Origin of the sequence: Pseudomonas sp. NPDC098747 (assembly GCF_044760045.1) — a bacterium.
GTDB lineage: Bacteria > Pseudomonadota > Gammaproteobacteria > Pseudomonadales > Pseudomonadaceae > Aquipseudomonas.
This window is the reverse complement of sequence record NZ_JBIWAL010000003.1, coordinates 45,149-62,804: the sequence shown is the minus strand read 5'-3', so window position 1 is coordinate 62,804 and position 17,656 is coordinate 45,149. Positions and strand designations below refer to the sequence as shown.

Annotated in this window: 20 protein-coding genes; 12 read left to right on the top strand and 8 right to left on the bottom strand. The window is 58.6% G+C overall.

Features of this window, described 5'->3' with window-relative positions; all coding sequences use genetic code 11:
- Positions 1-14: 14 nt before the first annotated feature.
- Entirely contained in the window at positions 15-902 is an 888-nt protein-coding gene (locus tag ACIQVE_RS02420; protein ID WP_402804160.1) for an NAD(P)/FAD-dependent oxidoreductase, read from the bottom strand.
- A 129-nt stretch (positions 903-1,031) separates the two neighbouring features.
- On the opposite strand from ACIQVE_RS02420, the gene ACIQVE_RS02415 reads away from it, so the two are divergent.
- Positions 1,032-1,484, top strand: a complete 453-nt coding sequence (locus tag ACIQVE_RS02415) for an Rrf2 family transcriptional regulator (protein ID WP_402804158.1) — start codon at positions 1,032-1,034, stop codon at positions 1,482-1,484.
- Here ACIQVE_RS02415 and ACIQVE_RS02410 read toward each other — a convergent pair.
- The gene (locus ACIQVE_RS02410; protein WP_402804156.1) at positions 1,481-1,864 is read right to left on the bottom strand and encodes a DUF2784 domain-containing protein; all 384 of its coding nucleotides are present in this window, start codon (positions 1,862-1,864) and stop codon (positions 1,481-1,483) included. The genes ACIQVE_RS02415 and ACIQVE_RS02410 overlap by 4 nt on opposite strands.
- Positions 1,865-1,988: 124 nt before the next feature.
- Here ACIQVE_RS02410 and ACIQVE_RS02405 point away from each other — a divergent pair, with 124 nt between their 5' ends.
- Complete coding sequence (locus ACIQVE_RS02405) at positions 1,989-2,138, top strand: hypothetical protein (protein WP_402804154.1); 150 nt, start codon at positions 1,989-1,991, stop codon at positions 2,136-2,138.
- A gap of 43 nt (positions 2,139-2,181) precedes the next feature.
- On the opposite strand, the gene ACIQVE_RS02400 is transcribed toward ACIQVE_RS02405, so the two are convergent.
- Together ACIQVE_RS02400 and ACIQVE_RS02395 are read right to left on the bottom strand one after the other, a co-directional pair.
- A complete protein-coding gene (locus ACIQVE_RS02400) occupies positions 2,182-2,454 on the bottom strand; it encodes a hypothetical protein (protein WP_402804152.1) in 273 nt (90 codons plus the stop codon).
- Positions 2,455-2,707: 253 nt separating this feature from the next.
- Positions 2,708-3,388 (bottom strand): SOS response-associated peptidase, encoded by a 681-nt coding sequence (locus ACIQVE_RS02395; protein WP_402804150.1) that lies wholly within the window; start codon positions 3,386-3,388, stop codon positions 2,708-2,710.
- 196 nt (positions 3,389-3,584) lie between these two features.
- Here ACIQVE_RS02395 and ACIQVE_RS02390 point away from each other — a divergent pair, with 196 nt between their 5' ends.
- The gene (locus ACIQVE_RS02390) at positions 3,585-4,484 is read left to right on the top strand and encodes a polysaccharide deacetylase family protein (protein WP_402804148.1); all 900 of its coding nucleotides are present in this window, start codon (positions 3,585-3,587) and stop codon (positions 4,482-4,484) included.
- Between the two features lie 111 nt (positions 4,485-4,595).
- Positions 4,596-4,838, top strand: coding sequence for a DUF1652 domain-containing protein (locus ACIQVE_RS02385; RefSeq protein WP_402804146.1), 243 nt, complete (start codon positions 4,596-4,598; stop codon positions 4,836-4,838).
- Positions 4,839-4,841: 3 nt separating this feature from the next.
- Here ACIQVE_RS02385 and ACIQVE_RS02380 read toward each other — a convergent pair whose 3' ends face one another.
- Positions 4,842-5,204, bottom strand: a complete 363-nt coding sequence (locus tag ACIQVE_RS02380) for an NUDIX hydrolase (RefSeq protein ID WP_402804144.1) — start codon at positions 5,202-5,204, stop codon at positions 4,842-4,844.
- Positions 5,205-5,456: 252 nt separating this feature from the next.
- Positions 5,457-5,696 (bottom strand): hypothetical protein, encoded by a 240-nt coding sequence (locus ACIQVE_RS02375; protein ID WP_007910805.1) that lies wholly within the window; start codon positions 5,694-5,696, stop codon positions 5,457-5,459.
- Between the two features lie 185 nt (positions 5,697-5,881).
- Between ACIQVE_RS02375 and ACIQVE_RS02370 the strand changes: the two genes are divergently transcribed.
- The 5 genes from ACIQVE_RS02370 to ACIQVE_RS02350 all read left to right on the top strand — a co-directional run bounded on the left by ACIQVE_RS02370 (position 5,882) and on the right by ACIQVE_RS02350 (position 11,233).
- Positions 5,882-6,217, top strand: a complete 336-nt coding sequence (locus ACIQVE_RS02370; protein ID WP_402804142.1) for a hypothetical protein — start codon at positions 5,882-5,884, stop codon at positions 6,215-6,217.
- Between the two features lie 455 nt (positions 6,218-6,672).
- Positions 6,673-7,185, top strand: coding sequence for a formaldehyde-activating enzyme (gene fae / locus ACIQVE_RS02365; protein WP_093437400.1), 513 nt, complete (start codon positions 6,673-6,675; stop codon positions 7,183-7,185).
- 10 nt (positions 7,186-7,195) lie between these two features.
- Complete coding sequence (locus ACIQVE_RS02360; protein WP_402804140.1) at positions 7,196-8,230, top strand: aldo/keto reductase; 1,035 nt, start codon at positions 7,196-7,198, stop codon at positions 8,228-8,230.
- Complete coding sequence (locus ACIQVE_RS02355) at positions 8,227-9,660, top strand: NAD-dependent succinate-semialdehyde dehydrogenase (RefSeq protein ID WP_402804138.1); 1,434 nt, start codon at positions 8,227-8,229, stop codon at positions 9,658-9,660. Before ACIQVE_RS02360 ends, ACIQVE_RS02355 begins: the two co-directional genes overlap by 4 nt.
- A 208-nt stretch (positions 9,661-9,868) precedes the next feature.
- On the top strand, positions 9,869-11,233 hold the full coding sequence (locus ACIQVE_RS02350; RefSeq protein WP_402804135.1) for an MFS transporter: 1,365 nt from the start codon (positions 9,869-9,871) through the stop codon (positions 11,231-11,233).
- Positions 11,234-11,272: 39 nt separating this feature from the next.
- On the opposite strand, the gene ACIQVE_RS02345 is transcribed toward ACIQVE_RS02350, so the two are convergent.
- Positions 11,273-12,148 (bottom strand): LysR substrate-binding domain-containing protein, encoded by an 876-nt coding sequence (locus tag ACIQVE_RS02345; RefSeq protein WP_402804133.1) that lies wholly within the window; start codon positions 12,146-12,148, stop codon positions 11,273-11,275.
- Between the two features lie 239 nt (positions 12,149-12,387).
- A complete protein-coding gene (locus ACIQVE_RS02340) occupies positions 12,388-13,566 on the bottom strand; it encodes a hypothetical protein (RefSeq protein WP_402804131.1) in 1,179 nt (392 codons plus the stop codon).
- Positions 13,567-13,750: 184 nt separating this feature from the next.
- Here ACIQVE_RS02340 and ACIQVE_RS02335 point away from each other — a divergent pair, with 184 nt between their 5' ends.
- From ACIQVE_RS02335 to ACIQVE_RS02325, 3 genes are all read left to right on the top strand, one after another.
- Positions 13,751-14,683, top strand: coding sequence for a LysR substrate-binding domain-containing protein (locus ACIQVE_RS02335; protein ID WP_402804128.1), 933 nt, complete (start codon positions 13,751-13,753; stop codon positions 14,681-14,683).
- 146 nt (positions 14,684-14,829) lie between these two features.
- On the top strand, positions 14,830-16,254 hold the full coding sequence (gene aldA / locus ACIQVE_RS02330) for an aldehyde dehydrogenase (protein ID WP_402804516.1): 1,425 nt from the start codon (positions 14,830-14,832) through the stop codon (positions 16,252-16,254).
- A gap of 82 nt (positions 16,255-16,336) precedes the next feature.
- On the top strand, positions 16,337-17,656 hold the full coding sequence (locus tag ACIQVE_RS02325) for a nitrate/nitrite transporter (RefSeq protein WP_402804126.1): 1,320 nt from the start codon (positions 16,337-16,339) through the stop codon (positions 17,654-17,656).

Genomic DNA, 17,656 nt, shown 5'->3' with positions numbered 1-17,656 from the left:
GTCTGCCTTGGGTTTCAGCCCAATATCAGTGAGCGGTGGGTGCCTGCTCCGGCGCGGGCACCATCACCGACCGCAATGGCCACCGAACCGGCCGCAAGTGCCGCATCCCCGCAAGCGAACACGCCCGGCACATTGGTTTGTTGCATGGCATCGGTCTGAATAAACGCCCCCATCGGCCCTTCCTCAAATAAACAGCCCAGTTGCTCCGCCAGCGGGCTGGCCATCCGAGTGCGCGGCATGGCGAACAGGCCCGCAACGCTGATGACCTCACCGTCGCTGAGCACCACATCGGCTCGCTCGCCGCCGATGTGGCTGACCGTTCGAGTTTCCAGCGTCACGCCGCGTCGATGCAGTTCTGCAAGCTGCTCTGCATCGGGCTCAAACACTCCGTTGGTAAAGAATGTGGTCGGGCCCCAGTCTGGCAGGAGCAGCGCGTGGTGCATCGACATCGGCGACGTGGCCAACACGCCGATCGCGCCTTGATTCAGTTCGTAGCCATGGCAGTAGGGGCAATGAAACACGCTTTTGCCCCAACGCGCTTGCAGGCCATCGATGGCGGGCAACTCGTCAATGACCCCTGTTGCGATGATCAAGCGCCTGGTGCTGACCTGCCGTCCGTTGACGGTGCTCAGCTGAAAACCATCCGCTGCCTGAACCACCTCCAGCGCAGTATCTGCCAGCCATTGCACCGTTGGATAAGCCAGTAATTGTTCGCGGGCGTCGTTGGCGATATCGCTTGGCGCTCGTCCGTCCTGTCCGAGAAAACCGTGGGAGCTTTCAGCAAACCGGTTGCGGCGCTGTCCTGCGTCGATCACCAGCACTTTTCGGCGGGCGCGGCCCAGTTGCAGGCTGGCGGACAGCCCCGCATAGCTGCCGCCAACAACGATGACGTCGTACACCATGAGCAAATCTCCGTTTGAGGTTTCACGGCACACCGTAAGTTACGTGAATTATCTGTGTCAACAGTCTCGTAACTTCAGACATTGCGAGCGATACTCGGCTCGTTTGTAAAGCGCTGAAAAGGAACATCAATGAGAAACGACACGCGGCTATCGCGCATGCTCCATGTATTGATTCACATGGATCGCCACGAAAAACGCGCCACCTCTGAAACCATCGCTGGCATGCTTGGCACCAATCCGGTGGTGGTCAGGCGCACGATGGGTTTGCTCAAGGAGCGGGGTTTCGTAACGTCGGAGAAGGGCCACCAGGGCGGATGGGCGCTGGCCAAACCGCTGGGGCAGATCACGTTGCTGGACATTCACCAGGCGCTGGGCACGCAGTCGATTTTTTCTATCGGCTTGTCGACGGATCATCCGCAATGTCTGGTTGAGCAAGCGGTGAATGCCGCGCTGACCCGCACCTTCGATGAGGCGCAGGCGTTGTTGCTGTCGCGGTTGGGTGGCATCACCCTGGCGGATCTGGCGGCAGATTTCGATGCGCGCTTTCAGTCAGTCCGCGAGAGTGAGGGTGGGGCGGGTTAAGGGTGTGCAGCGGCTCGGCGCAGTTTCCACGAGCGGATCAATCGCCCGTACACCAGCAGGTTGATCATCAGCACCACACTGCCCAGCACCAGTTGAATCTGCGGTGTGAGCCCGGCTGGGTAGATGATCGGCCAGATGTAATGTTCGATGAAACCGCCGGCGTACTCGGTTTGCCCGGCGGCGTGACGCATCAGGTTTTCCCAGTAGGTCAGGGGGCAGGTCAGGTGCAACACCTCGACCGCGAAGCCCCACGCGGCCGCTGGCAAATGCAGCCACATCAACCGCGGCCACTTGAGCACCAGCAGCCCGCCGAACAGCACGAATAGAATGAACAGCAAATGAAACAGCACCAGCCCGTCGGCTGCGATTCGGTACAGCATGTCGTCTCCCTGACGCATTTGTGATGGGTTCCCATGGTACGCCAGTGGCGCCTCACGAATGGCGCGATTTCGCGCAATTGCTACGCTCTATCGGTGATCAATTACTTCTGAAAGCGAGGTGGACATGGCAACTGAGAAAGCGCATCGGGATGATGAGGATGAACCATCAGAAGAGGAGATCGAGCAACAAAAAAGAAGAGAGGAGCAGACCTGGAAACATGACGACGGCAGAGAGCTGTCGGATCGCGATCAGGAACGCCCGCTGAAACCTTGAATGATGAATAGCAAAAGCCCCGAATCAACGGGGCTTTGACGTTTCAGAGGTCTTCCAACTGCTTGAAATCGGGGTGTGCCGCCCGATAACCCAGGGTTCGGTCGATCCAGGCGCTGAGCTCGTTGACCATCACCGGCGCATGGCCGGGATACCCCTCAAGGGTGGTGCGCAGGATACGTTCGATGTCAGGGACTGAACTCAGGTTTCGGGTCTTGATGTAATGGCCGATAAAACAGTCGAGTTGAAAGCGTTCTGTCGTGGACAGATGAATACACTCCAGGCCACCGACCTGTTTGATTGCAAAATCGTCGCGCAACTTATTTCTCTGCAAGGCTTGTAGAAGTTATAGGGGAATCCCGGTTTCTTGACTCTTTGGTCAATTGGTATGCCAAACGGAAATGCGGCGCGCATGCTATCCGTAGCGCATCTAAATGTATGTATGACGATTGAAATGTCAGACAAGCGGTTAGTTCGCTCAAACGACTGTTTTATTAAGGCTTCTCTCAAGATTGAAACACCCGCTGTAAACATTCTGCGTCACCTGTAGGTGCAGCGGAATTGGCAGATTTTCAGGCCACTTCAGCGATCAGATCGGGGCCTTGATTGCGTGAGTTGCCGACGGCTTTGTCGACCTTGTGCCACTCGAACGCCGCCGCGTCTTCACCCTCGAACAGCAGAATTTGTTCGGCTCGCTCCACGGGAGTCGCCGGGTCGAGCCATTCGCGCGCGAGTTCGGTGTTGAGCACCACCGGCCTGCGGTCGTGGATATCGAGCATGCCACCCACGCTGTCGGCGGTGATGATCACGAAGCCATCGTCGTCGTGAGCATCCGCACCCGGTGTCGGAAATTGCCCAATGGCGGCACAGAAAACCGGCCCATGATCCACCCGACGAATCAGCCACGGTTGTCGGATTTTGTCCTCGGTATCAACCCACTCGAACCAGTTGTCGACAGGTACGATCAAGCGGTGGCGCCAGATCGCGCGGAAAAACGGCCCGTGCGCGACTTTCTCCACCCGCGCATTGATCGGCGCGGCGCGGTCCTTGGCCCAGTGCGGTCGCCAGCCCCAGCGCAGGTTGTCGGCGTACATTCGTTGTTCGTGCTGATGCAGAACCGCCAGCGCGGTGGTCGGCGCTGCGTTGTAACGAGCCAGCGGCGCATCACCGACATGGTTGATCAACGCATCGGGAATGCTCAGCACTGCGACGAAGTCGTGAATGCCCCGGTACTGCGAGAGTCTTCCGCACATCGGCTGAATCTCCTGTAGGAAGTTTCAGCTTAGTTGACCTCGTTTCAGCAGGCACTGGCGCACCGAACGAGCACCGGAACCAAACCCTGTGTACCTTATCCAACCTCGGCTCGCGAAGCTGAGCAGGAATGGATAAGGGCGAGGGAGTTTTTGCCAATCGACAACATGACCTCAGTGGTCGGACTCAAGGCAAAACATGACATCCGGATTCAAACTTTTTTGTGCAGCGGCTATCGCCCTGGTGCTGGCTGGCTGCATTGCCGCGCCCATCGAACTGACCGCGCAAACTGAAACCCGGCTGAAGACTCAAGCGCCGGTGCGCTTTTTGCTGACGTTCGATGACGGCCCCAGCGCTTCGAGTTTCTGGAATCCATCAGTGACGGTGCTCGACAGCCTCAAAGACAACCCGGTACAGCCGGGGATCAAAGCGGTGTTTTTTGTCCAGACCCGTTCGCCCCGAGCCGGCAACAGCGAAATCGGTCGCGGCATCATGCGGCGCGAGTTCGAAGAGGGGCATGTCCTCGGTTTTCATACCGCGACCCATTGGCACACCAACCATCGCTCGCTCGACCCGAAGCAACTCGAAGAATCGTTGATTAACGGCTCCGCTGACATTGCCGCCATCATCGGAGCGCCGCCGACGTTGCTGCGGCCGCCATTCTGGAATTACGACAAACGCACGTTCGCCGCCTATCAACAGCACGGCTTGCAGGTGTTGCTCACGGACCTGAGTGCCAATGACGGCAAGATCTGGGGCTTCAATGCCAGCCCGCGTCGACGGGCGAACATGTTGCAGCAGCTATCGCAAGTGCGTGAGCGCATCGCCCTCGGTGAATTTCCGACAGTGGACGGAGTGATTCCGGTGGTGGTCACCTTTCACGATCTAAACCGCTACACCGCGCGGCATATGCGCGAATACCTGCAAATCCTGCTCGACAGCGCTGCAGCCACTGGCGTGAGACTGGCACCAAAGCCTTTTTATGATGATCGCGCCGCATTGGAGAAGGCTGCTCTGGCGCGCACGGTTCAGCAAAGTTCTGAATCGGTGCAGTTGCCGGGCATGTGGAACTGGATCTGGGATCAGGACGCCCACTGAGGGAACGCATGAAAAATGTGATCGGGTTGGCGTTTTTCGGGGGGGCGGGTCGGGGATCGCTCGCCTATGCTCTACGGATCGATCGATTCAACGCCTGCGAGGCGCCCAGCCATGCTTGCCATTGCCGACATTTGCCGCATTGTCGAATCCGGCTTTCCCACGTTTAAATGCGACTGCATTTCAACGCCTCAGGGGCTGCTGCAAATCAAGGTCTATGAGCCCGACAGCGGGCGCGTCGAGTTGCTGCTCAATGGCGTCTCACCGGAACATCTCGTCACGATCCGCGACATTTCCAACTTTATCGGCGAATTGCGTACAGAAATGAGTGCCGGCCGCAGGGCCTTCGCCGGTTGAGGTTTATAAACGCCGTTGAAATGCCCGAACGATGCGCAGCGTTGCCTCGCTGGTATGCAGATTTTGCACCGAGTCCAGCGGGAACCAGATGCAATCGGTGATTTCATTCTGCGGGCGCAGCTGTTCAATGTTTAGCACCGAAGCCTCATAGACATGATGTCGGGTTCCGCCGTATTGCAGTTCCATCAGGTAGAGCACTTCATCGGCATTCAGTCCGGTTTCTTCCTGCAATTCACGCACGGCAGCGTCTATCCGGGTTTCTCCAGGTTCAACTTTTCCGCCAGGCAAACTCCAGCGGCAGCGGTGCTTGCGCACCAAGAGGATATGTCGATCCTGTTCGCAAATGACGGTTGCACGTACTTTCATCGGTTGCCTGTTACCGCTGTCACAAAATAGAAATAAAACTGCAATATTCGAGCCGGAGCCTTGGTTAAAGGTTCCTTTGACGTTGGAGCGTCGAGTATTGAGAGAAGTGCCAAATGCTGGACAGGCTTGCGTGGTACGAGCGGATACAGAGAACGCTAAACGTGTGTTTAGGGTCACGAGGCGAGATAACGGGTTGTAAAAAGCAGCCCCGGCTTGACGCCAGGGCTTTGGTTTGCAGCGGTACAGTTAACGTTAGTGGACTTTGGTACGACTGATTGCCCTTGCCTTCACTTCCCTGGCATACAATTGCAGCCGCTCTTCATCGCTTTGCAAGACCTCACAGGATCTCAGTACTGACTGCGCGTCGGCCTCGTTGCCGGACTTGCGTAACTGCTCCGCAATGCGTTTAAGATCGACTGCCGACCAGCGCAGATCCGACGCAACGCTTTGCAGGTCGCGCTGAAGTTCGTGTTCGTATTCATTGAGCCGCATGATCACCTCCGGAACATTCTCGGTAAAAAAGAGTAGTCGCATTTTTCACCCCTCGCGCGTGGTTTGTCTGTGTTACCGCTGAGCGGGTGTAAAAAATTGTCCAATCGGCACCGCGGGTGCGATGCCACGATGGATGTGTTGTCTGTTAGGCGGTACATTCACTTTTTTTAGCAAAAGGAAACATCATGCGGGTATGGATCGGGGGGCTGGCGTTGGCCATGTTGGCAGGATGCTCGTTGCCGACATCGTTGGTGCCGGGTGAGCCCAATGTCAGAAAGACCAGTAGCAAGGCGCCCAAAGACTATGCCGCGTGCGTATTACCGTTGTGGCAGAAGGATGTTGCAAAAACCACGCAGACATCGATCTCCAACGGTTACCGCATCACCGCGCCGAGCATCATCACGGCTGACGAGATCCTCGACATCGTCAAATACAAGGACGGCAGCAGCGTGTCCTTGTATCAGGGGCCGCCGTGGGCCAAGTCCGGGTCGCTACGCCAATCTGTGCGTGATTGCCTGTAGCGATTGTCGGGTGCAAAAAAAGCAGAAACCGGATTAACGGTTTCTGCTTTTTTTTCGCCTGTCGGCAGTAGAAGAGGACCCGCAGTCTGCAATGTCGGTCAGCGGGAGGCTGCTTTTTTCTCGCGCCGATCCTGAATCCCGTCTTCGACTTGTTGGCCTAGCTGCGCCGTTGCCTTGCGCCCGACCTTTCTTGCGATGTCGAGAATGGTTTTTGCTGGCGGGGCTATGACTAAAAGTCATTGCCCCATGATTTTTAATGGTTACAGCCGCCGTAAACCCCAGTGTTAAAAAATCGCAAACACAGCTCATCAATAACAACCAGAGAGCGTTTGCAGCCATGTCCCATTTCTCCCGCTACACCTCCCCACGCCCGTCATTGACCACGCTCGCCCTCCGGCCCGCGTGAGCTGCCGATCACCCGAACAATCCCTCTGCATCAAAAAGAGTAATGAATGATGAAAGAACTCGACCTGTACATCGGCGAAGGTTTCGAAGGCCCGGGCGTGAACGCGGCGCACATCAACATCCTTATCGGCCCGCGCAACGGCCCAGCGGGGCAGGCGTTTGCCAACAGCCTCGCGTCGCCGAGCCAGGGCCATTGCCCGTTCATGGTGATTGCGCAGCCGAACATTCCGGTCAAGCCGATGACCCTGTATGTGAACAAAGCCGCGATCAGCAGCGACCTGCACGGCAATGCGACTTGGGGCGCGTCCCAGGCCGGGATCGCCAAAGCCGTGCTTGAAGCGCTGCTCGACGGCACCCTGCCACCGGAAGCCGAAGACGAGTGGGCGATTGTCACCGCCAACTGGGTCAACCCGGCGTGCGATGACCTCGACGCGGTGTACCTGAACAACTACAACGCGTGCCGCACCGCGATCCGCGCGGCCCTGACCGGCAAGCCGGAAACGGCGCAACTGAAAGATGTGGTTGCGCACATCAGCAATCCTTTCTACACACCAAAAGCCTGAGGTTCGCGCCATGCAATACATCCGTTTGGGCAACTCCGGTCTGCAAGTCTCCCGCCTGTGTCTGGGCACCATGAACATGGGCACGCCGGACTGGAAACCGTGGATCTTCAACGAAAAACAAAGTGAGCCGATCGTCGCTCACGCGCTGGATAACGGCGTCAATTTCATCGACCTCGCCGACTTCTATTCCAACGGCGTCGGCGAGGAAGTGGTGGGGCGTATCGTCAAGCGTCTGGCCCGTCGTGAAGACCTGGTGATCACTACCAAGGTCGGCTACGGCACGCGCACCGGCATCAATGCCACCGGCCATTCGCGCAAGCACATCATGGACAGCATCGACGCTTCGCTGAAGCGTCTGGACATGGATTACGTCGACGTGTTCATGCTGCATTACTTCGACGTGAACACCCCGGTCGAGGAAACCATGGGCGCCCTGAACGACATCGTGCGTGCCGGCAAGGCCCGTTACATCGGCGTGTCGACCATGCTCACCGGGCAACTGGCGAAGATCCTCATGGCCTGCGAGCGCAACGGTTGGGTCAAGCCTATCAACATGCAGTTGCAACTGAACTGCGCTTACCGCGAAGAAGAGCGCGAGATGATCCCGTTCTGCCGTGACCAAGGTATTGGCGTGTCGGTGTTCAGTCCGCTGGCTCGTGGTTTGTTGACCGGCGACGTGCAGTCGACCCGCAACCAGACCGACTTCTTCACTCAGCAAATGTACAGCGACGAAGCGTCGTTCGACATCGCTCACTCGGTGCAACGCGTGGCCCGCGCTCGTGGTGTGTCGAATGCGCAGATCGCTCAGGCTTGGGTGGCCAATCATCCGGGTGTCGACTGCATGCTGGTCGGCGCCGATAACACCGCGCAATTCGACAGTGCACTGGCTGCGCTGGAGACCCGTCTTGATGCCGACGAATTGCATGAGCTGGAGCGCAATTACACGCCGTGCGACGTGATCAACGATTACACCGCGGGCAAACGCATCCTGCGCTCGCCCCGTCCGGGTCTGGAGCGATTCACCTTGCAAGGGGCTGTGGCATGAGCGATTTGATCCGTTACGGCAACTACATTGACGGCCAGTGGGGCAGGGGCGGTGCGACCTATCCGGTGCGCAATCCGGCCAATGGTGAGTTGATCGCCGACGTGCAAAAGGCTGGCGCCGAGCAAACCAACCTTGCCATTGATGCCGCCAATCGGGCCTTGCCGGCCTGGCGCAAATTGACCGCCAAGGAACGCAGTCAGCGCCTGAAACGTTGGAGCGATTTGATGCTCGCCAACCAGCGGGATCTGGCGCTGCTGCTCAGTCGCGAGCAGGGTAAACCGCTCGCCGAAGCGATGGGTGAAGTGGTCTACGCCGCGAGTTTTCTTGAGTGGTTCGGCGAGGAAGCCAAGCGTGCCTACGGTGACGTGATCCCGAGCCACAAAGCGGATGCGCGGATCATTGTGGTCAAGGAAGCTATCGGTGTGGTTGCGGCAATCACTCCGTGGAATTTCCCGTTGGCGATGGTCACCCGCAAGGTCGGCCCTGCGCTGGCGGCGGGATGCACGATGATTCTCAAACCCTCGGAAGAGACGCCGCTGTCGGCTTTTGCCTTGGCGGTATTGGCCGAGCAGGCGGGCATTCCGTCAGGGGTATTCAACATCGTTTCCGGTGATGCGGTGGCCATCGGCGGTGCGCTGCAAGCGTCGAGCATCGTGCGCAAACTGTCGTTCACCGGTTCGACCCGCACGGGCAAGTTGCTGATGCGCCAGGCCGCCGACACCTTGAAAAAAGTCTCGCTGGAACTGGGCGGAAACGCGCCGTTCATTGTCTTCGACGATGCCGATCTGGATGCAGCGGTCAAAGGCGCGATGGCCTCGAAATTCCGCAACACCGGGCAGACCTGCGTGTGCGTCAATCGCTTCTTTATTCAGGACGGCGTCTACGAAGTCTTCACCGGCAAACTCGCTGAAGCCGTGGCGGCCATGCGTGTCGGCAGTGCGTTGGAAGGCGAGACCGAGCAAGGGCCGCTGATCAACGCCGCCGCGTTGGCCAAGGTAGAAAGCCACGTCGGCGATGCGCTGGAGAAGGGCGCCACGTTGTTGTGCGGCGGTCGTCGGCATGCGCTCGGCGGCACGTTCTACGAGCCGACCATCCTCACCGAGGCCAACGGCGACATGCTGATCGCCCAGGAAGAAACCTTCGGCCCGGTGGCCGCGTGCTTTCGCTTCAAGGACGAGGCCGAAGTGCTGGCGCGGGCCAATGACACGCCATTCGGTTTGTCGGCGTACTTCTACAGCCGCGACATTGGTCGCGTCTGGCGCATGGCTGAAGGGCTGGAAGCGGGGATGGTCGGCATCAATGAAGGGATCATCTCCACCGAAGTGGCGCCGTTCGGCGGGATCAAGGAATCAGGCCTCGGGCGCGAGGGCTCGAAGTACGGTCTGGATGACTATCTGGAGCTCAAATATCTGTTGATGGGCGGTCTCTGACCCTCAACGCATGCCCTTTGTAGGAGTGAACTCTGTGGCGAGGGGATTTATCCCCGTTGGACTGCGCAGCAGTCCCATTCTTTTCAGGATGGAAAGCGGAGTCGCTACGCAACCCCTCGGGGATAAATCCCCTCACCACGAAGCCCGCGCCCACTGCTGGAAAAAGCGCTTTCCGTTTCTCCGTCAATAACAACAATTGGAGACGAACATGTCCGCTCAACCCATAAAAATCGACGACCTGCCGATCGGCCGTTTTCACATCAAAATCGCCGGGCTGACCTTTGGCGCGCATTTCACCGACGGCTACATTCTTGGCCTGATCGGCATCGCGTTCACCTTGCTCAGCCCGCAGATGCAGTTGGATGCTTTCTGGCAGGGATTGATCGGCGCATCGGCGTTGGTCGGGCTGTTTATCGGCAGTCTGTTTTTCGGCTGGATCGCGGACAAGGTCGGCCGGCAGAAAATTTTTCTGATCAGTTTTGTCTTGATCACGATTGCCTCGGTGATGCAGTTCTACGCCGAAACCGCCATGGGTCTGTTTCTGTGCCGGGTGCTGATCGGCATTGGCCTGGGCGGTGATTTCAGTGTCGGTCACGCGATGCTTGCCGAGTTCTCGCCGAAGAAACATCGCGGTGTATTACTCGGCTCGTTCAGTGTGATCTGGACCTTCGGTTACGTCGCCGCAACTTTCGTCGGCACCGCGATGCTCAGCCTCGGCGACGATGCCTGGCGCTGGATGCTGGCCTCGTCGGCCATCCCTGCAGCGCTGATTTTGATTGCACGGATCGGTACGCCGGAATCACCGCGCTGGCTGGTCAATCAGGGACGCATTGCCGAAGCCCGGGCGATCGTCAAAAAGCATCTGGGCGACAACGTTGAGCTGGACGAAACCCGCTCTACTGAAACCCGTTCCGGCTATGCGGTGCTGTTCAGCCGCGAGTACCGCAAACGCACGGCATTCAACTGCCTGTTCTTCGTGTGCATCGTGATGCCGTACTTTGCGATCTACACCTTTCTGCCGTCGATCCTGCAGCAGATGGGGTTGGCCGAGGGCTTCGGTACGGAACTGATGCTTAATATGCTGTTGATTCTCGGGGCGCTGATCGGTATCTGGTGCACGATCAAATTCACCCGGCGCGGATTCCTGATCAACTCGTTCATCATTCTCTCCGTGGCACTGTCGCTGCTGGCGATCCTGCCAAGCAGCGCGGCGTGGCTGATGGTGCTGGTGTTCGGTCTGTTCACGCTGGTGTTGTCGGCGGTGAGCAATCTGGTCGGGGTGTTTCCGGCGGAGAGCTTTCCGACTGAAGTACGAGCCAGCGGCATCGGCCTGGCAACGGCAGTCAGCCGGCTGGGTTCGGCGGTCAGCACCTTCTTGTTGCCAGTGAGTGTGGCCGGGATCGGGCTGAGTCCGACCATGGGCATTCTCGCGGCGATTCTGGCGATTGGCGCGTGGCTGTCGTGGGCGTGGGCACCGGAGACCAAGTCACTGACGCTGAGTCAGGCGTGCAAGGCGCAGAGTCCGGTGGAGGGCAGCGCGATTGTCGTGAACAAGGTCGCCACCTCGATCTGACATTCTGCCCACCAACCCCTACATGGGGTTGGTGGTGTTTCACGGATTGCTCACCACACTCAACCAATCGGTAAACAGCTTCACCTTCGACAAACCCTGTTTGTCATTCGCTACATCCAGCCAATACCCATAAGGGCCGATCACTTCAATCGGGGTGATCGGCACAAGGCTGCCGTTGGCCAGTTCCTTTTCGATCATCTGCCGGTCGATGACGGCCAGTCCACCGCCCGCCAGTGCGGTGTGGATCACCTGATCCAGCGTGCTGAATTCCAGGCCTTGGCCGGCGTCAATGTCGACTATTCCCATCGCCGTCAGCCAGTTCTCCCAGACCTGCAATCGCTTGCCGTCGTGAAGGATGTGCAATAACGGAAAATCCCTCAGATTCGGTGCCTGATCGCCATTGAACAATTCAGGGCTGGCCACCGCGATGTGCCGTTCCATCACCAGCAATTGACTGGCGCAATGCGTAGCGGCGGCGAGGCCGAAGCGGATGTGGCAGTCGATTTCCGCGAGGCTGTCGTGGCTGGCCTGATTGGTGACGCTGAGGCTGATGTCCGGGTACCGCTGGCAGAATGCGCGCAGGTGGGACGATAGCCAGCGAGTGGCCCAGGTCGGCGGTGCAAGCACGCGTAGGCGTTGACGCAGATTGGGTACGCGCACGGCTTGCAGGGCGCGTTCCATGTGGTCGAACGCTTCGGCCAGATGCGGTTTGAGGTTGCTGCCGGCTTCGGTCAGTGACAGGCCTTGCGGCGTGCGTACGAACAGCGATACGCCGAGGTAATCTTCGAGCTGTTTGATCTGACGACTGACGGCGCCCTGGGTGACGTTCAATCCATGGGCTGCCTGGCTAAAACTGCGATGGCGGGCCACTTCTTCGAATACACGCAGGGTGTTGAGGGAGGGCAGTTGACGCATGGAGAGGGAACTCCGATCCGAAGCTTTTGTTCGGTTTTATTGTTTTTGTAGGTGTTGTCTGAGGGGCTTATCTGACTATTGGTGGAGGGCGGATGCAAGTGTTGTTTAGCAGGAAAGCATCGCGGGCGAGCCCGCTCCCACAGGATTGATGTCGGCCACAAAACTGGAGGGCAACTTAATACCTGTGGGAGCCGGGCTTGCCCGCGATGGCGTACTGACTGGCGCAGAAAAACCGGATGTCAGAAGTAGTAACCGATGTTCACATACATCTGGTTTTCCCACTGGTCCAGTCCGCCCGCACCCAAACTCTGGGTGTAGTTGCTGCCACCGATGTACGGATCGTTCTTGCCGATCAGCCATTCAGTCGCCACCCACAATTTGCTCACCGAAAACGTGCTGCCGAGGATCATTCGTTCCGACGTCTTGAAGCCGCTGGCGGATTTGTCGAAGGCGCTGTAGTTGGCGTAAAGCTTGATCCCGCTGACTTGATCGAACAGGTATTTGCCACCGACGTCATAACTCAAATCTGCGACGTACAGATTGCCGCGACTGGCGACGTTGAAAGTACCGTCATAACCGCCGAGGGTGACCAGCTCATCCGTGCCTGGGTTGCGCGGAGACATCTGCTGCCGCGCGGCTTGCAACTGCACGCCCCACGGGCCGTTCTTGCCCAGGTAATGCACGGCAACGGCATTGCGTCTGCCGTCGTTGTCGGTGTCTCTGTTCTGAAGGCTCGACGTCAGGCCGGAGACGCCGACCTCGGACTTCCACGCGCCGATGTCCAGCGACTTGGCCACGCGCAGCACGATGGTGTTGCGCTCCTGGTTGTCGCTGCCGTCAGCCACATAGTCGTCCGCCTCGGACACGATGCTTGAGTAACTGACGCCATTGCTGGTGCCTTTGCCTTGCCACGCCGGGCGCAAGTAATACCCGGCCTGGAAGTTCCAGTCGCCACTTTGCTGAATGTATTTGGCGCCGACCTGTTGCACATCTTCCAGGCCGATGACGTTGCCCAGCGTCTCGTAGAACGTGCTGCCGAAGTACGGCTGCAAACCGAACGGCACGGTGTTCAGACCCACTTGCACCTGCTGGTCGGGATTGAATTTGTAGCCGGCCCAGGCGAACTTGGCGAACTGAATGTCGCCGTAGTTTTTCGTGTACTGGTAAGGGTAGGAGCGGCCGTAGAAGCGGTATTGCGCCTCTCCGATCCAGCTGTCGGAATTGTATTTTGCGCTGAGGAATACCGTGTCGAGGCCGAACTTCTGAATGTCGCGATCAGGGTCCACGTCCCAACGCGCGCGGATGGCGCCGCCCAGATCGAGATTGTCGGTGACCTGCACCGCCATTGCCGGCGCGGCGAAGCTACAGAACAGAGCAATGGAAGTCGTGCGCAGGCGAAACGAAGAGGAGAAAGGCATAGAGCGGCTCTCGATTGTTTTTATTAGAGATGCCGCAGTTTTGCCATCTGTCGATTGTTGGACAAACGATAAAAACGCTGGAGAAACCTGCATCGAATGCAAGTTACTCGAAAAATCCTGTAGGACAGTCCCACAAACTCATGGGATGCTCTGCGCCTTGTCAGCGGTTTTCGAGTGCCTTGATATGAAACGCAAAATGCCTGGCCTGAACGCGCTCAAAGCGTTCGAAGTCGCCGGCAGCACCGGTAGCTTCACCCGCGCCGCCGAGTTGCTCAATGTCACGCAAAGTGCGGTCAGCCGCCAGGTGCGGCAACTGGAGGAACAGCTTGGCGAAAGCCTGCTCGAGCGCCGTCATCATCATTTGGAGCTGACGGGCGCCGGCAAGATTCTGTTGCGGGCGCTGCACCAGTCGTTCGACAAAATCGAGCTGACGGTACGCAGCATTCAGCAGAAAACCCATTCCAATCGCCTGCACATCAACGCGCCGCCGACCTTCACCAGTCGCTGGTTGATGCCGCGCCTGGGACGCCTGCGCGAGCAGCACCCGGAACTGGAGCTGAGCATCACCACACGCTTGCAGGACAGTCTCGCGGAAACCAGCACCCTCGATTGCGCCATCCGTTTTGGCGATGGAGAGTGGGATGGTCTCGACAGCTCGCTGTTGATCCAGGAGCGGCACATCGCGGTGTGCGCGCCGTCGCTGTATGCCCGCGAGAGTGGCGAGCAGGGTATCGACCTCAATCGTCTGACGTTATTGCATGTATTGGCCAAGGAAGATCAGCGTTACCTGACCTGGAAACACTGGCTCGATGCGGCGCGGATCAGTGGTGTGGATACCCAGGGCGGTTATGAGTTCGACCTGCTGGACCTGGCGATTCAGGCCGCGACCGATGGGCTGGGGATCACCATTGCCGACTGGCACATGGTCGCGGGGGAACTGGCCAGCGGGCAGTTGACTCAGGTGCTGAATGTGCATGTTGAAGGGCATCAATCGTATTGGCTGGTCACCCGGCCGGAGCAGACTGAAATGCCGCAGTTGCAGGTGTTCAGCCGGTGGTTGCAGGAAGAAATCTGGCTGGCGCAGCGCCAGTTGCAGCCCTCGACCGCCGCTTTCTAGGTCCTCCAAAAAACCTGTGGGATCGGCGTGTTCTCAGGGGTAACCTGCATTTTTCGAATGTTACGTCACCCGATAAATCGTTTGTTCAACCCGCCATCGATGACAAGACTGGCGGCATCGATAAAAACAAACGATGGGCGATGCACATGCGAATCGAGCGAAATTTTGTTAACGGCCAATTCATCGAGCCTGCCAGCGCAGCGCTGATTGCGGTCTACAACCCGGCCACCGAAGCGTTGCTGGGCCATGTGTCGGGCGCCACTGTCGAGGAAGCCACTGCTGCGGTCGACGCTGCGACCACCGCGCAAAAGCTCTGGGGCAAACTCACCAGCATCGAGCGCGCCGAACATCTGCGAGCCTTCGCCACGGCCCTTGAAGATCGCGCTGAAGCCATCGGCGCCGCGCTGGCCGCCGAATCCGGCAAAAGCGTCAGCGACGCCAGTAATGAAGCGCGCTACGCCGCACAGATCACCCGCTATCACGCTGAATGGGCGCGCCGTATCGAAGGCGAAATCATTCCCAGCGACAGCCCTGACGAAAACCTGTTTTTGCATCGCGAGCCGATCGGCGTCGTTGCCTGCCTGATTCCGTTCAACTATCCGGTCTACACCCTGTTGCGCAAAATCGCCCCGGCGCTGATTACCGGCAACACCGTGGTGGTGCGTCCGAGCAACAACACCCCGATCTCGGCGTTCGAAATTGCCAAAGCGGTGCAGCAGTCGGGCATGCCGGCGGGTGTCATCAATATTCTGACCATGGACCACGCCACGGCGGCGGCAGTCTGCACGCATAAATCGGTGGGCCTGATTACCCTGACCGGCAGCGTCAACGCCGGGCGCATCGTCCTCGATTACTGCAAGGCCAATATCGCCAAGCCGTCGCTGGAACTGGGCGGCAAGACCCCGGCGATCATCGAGGCGGATGCCGATCTGGAAGCGGCTGCGACGGCGATCATCGCCTCGAAGACCACGCACTGCGGCCAACTGTGCACAGCGGTCGAGCGTGTCTATGTGCAGGAAAGTGTCTACGACCGGTTCCTTGACTTGCTCAAAAGAAAAATCGCCGAGGTCAAATTCGGCGACCGCGCCACCGACGCCAGCCTGATGGGCCCGCTGGTCAACGCCAGCTCCCGGAAGAACATTCACGCGATGGTCGAGCGTGCCGTGGCTGACGGCGCGACCCTGGAATGCGGTGGTGTACTGCCGCAAGGTCGGGGGCATTTTTATCCGCCGACGCTGCTCAGCGGCTGCCGCCAAGACATGGAAATCGTCCAGGAAGAAATCTTCGGTCCGGTGCTGCCGGTGCTCAAGTACCGCGACATCGACGAAGCGCTGGCGATGGCCAACGATCACCAGTTCGGCCTGGCGTCGGTGCTCTACACCGAGAATTACCGCACCGCGCAGAAAGTCGCCAACGCCATCGAGGCTGGCGAGTTGTACGTCAATCGCACCCCGGCCGACCCGTATCAGGGCTACCACGCCGGCTGGAAACGCTCCGGCCTGGGCGGCGATGACGGCAAGCACGGCATGCTCGAATTCACCCAGACCCGACTTGTGGTCATGAAGTACTGATCCGCCGCAACACGCCTCACGCTACACCTATAAAAACAATTATCAGGGGCGCCCGGAGCACGGGTCGCCCGAGGTCACTTCAATGTCCAAGCATGCATCCTCTGCTGCGGCTGTTCAGGGTTCCAACGCGGCTGTGAACAGCCAAAGTGACAAGGGAAGTCGCTATTTCCAATTGATGTTGCTGGTGCTGGCCGCCGGCGCGATCTATCCGATTCTGTACCTGCGCCAGGTCTATCAAACGACCATGCTTGAGGTGTTCCAGATCAGCCCCAGTGAACTGGGCTATCTGTACTCGATGCTCGGCACGATCTTTTTGCTCAGCTACTTGCCGAGCGGTTGGCTGGCCGACCGCATTGCGCCGCGGTTTCTGATTTTCTTCTCGCTGGTGGCCACGGGTGTTTTGGGACTCTGGTACTCCACCGCGCCGTCGATGACCGAGTTGATGATCATCTTCGGTTGCTGGGGACTGACCACCGGTCTGACCTTCTGGGCCTCGGTGCTCAAGCGCGTGAAGATGATCGCTCATCACACCGAGCAGGGGCGTTTCTTCGGCATCCTCGACGGCGGTCGTGGCCTGATTGAAGCCTTGTTGGCGACCGTCGCCCTGGGGCTGTTTGCCTTCGCCACCGAAACCCGTGGTGAATCCAGCGCCGAAGGCTTTCGCCACGTCGTCTATCTCTACGCCTTCACCTGTATCGCCATCGGCTGTGTGCTGGTGCTGATCAAGGACCCGAAGTCGATGGAGGAAACGCCGGCGGTGGAGAAGGGCAAGTTCAACCTGCTCAGCGATCTGGCGACACTGGTGAAGATTCCTGAGTTGTGGCTGGTCACCGCGATTGTGTTCTGCGGTTATCACATCTTCTGGGCCACCTACAGTTTCTCCGATTACCTGCAAGGCAGCGGCATGACGGCGGTCATGGCCGGCACCATCACCACGATCAAACTGTGGATGCGCCCGATCGGCGGCATCGGTGGCGGCTGGCTGGGGGACAAGTTCTCGAATATTTCGGTGCTGATCGTCGCGCTGTTGCTGGCGAGTCTGGCCATCGTCGGCCTGATCGTGTTTCCGTCGCTCAACAGCATCGGCCTGCTGATCAGCACGGTGATTTTCATCGGCCTGATGACCTATGCGATTCGCGGGCTGTACTGGGCGATCCTCGATACCTGCAACATTCCGCTGCGCATCACCGGCCTGGCCATCGGCATTGTTTCGGTGGTCGGCTACATGCCGGATGCCTTTATCCCACTGATCAACGGTTACCTCACCGAGCACTTCCCCGGTGCCCTTGGTTACAAGCTGTACTTCGGCTACATCGCCTTCGTCGGCTTTCTCGGCACGCTGGCTGCCGTGATCCTGCGCGCTCGAATCAATCGCAAATCTCTGAACAAGACAGGTGCCTGA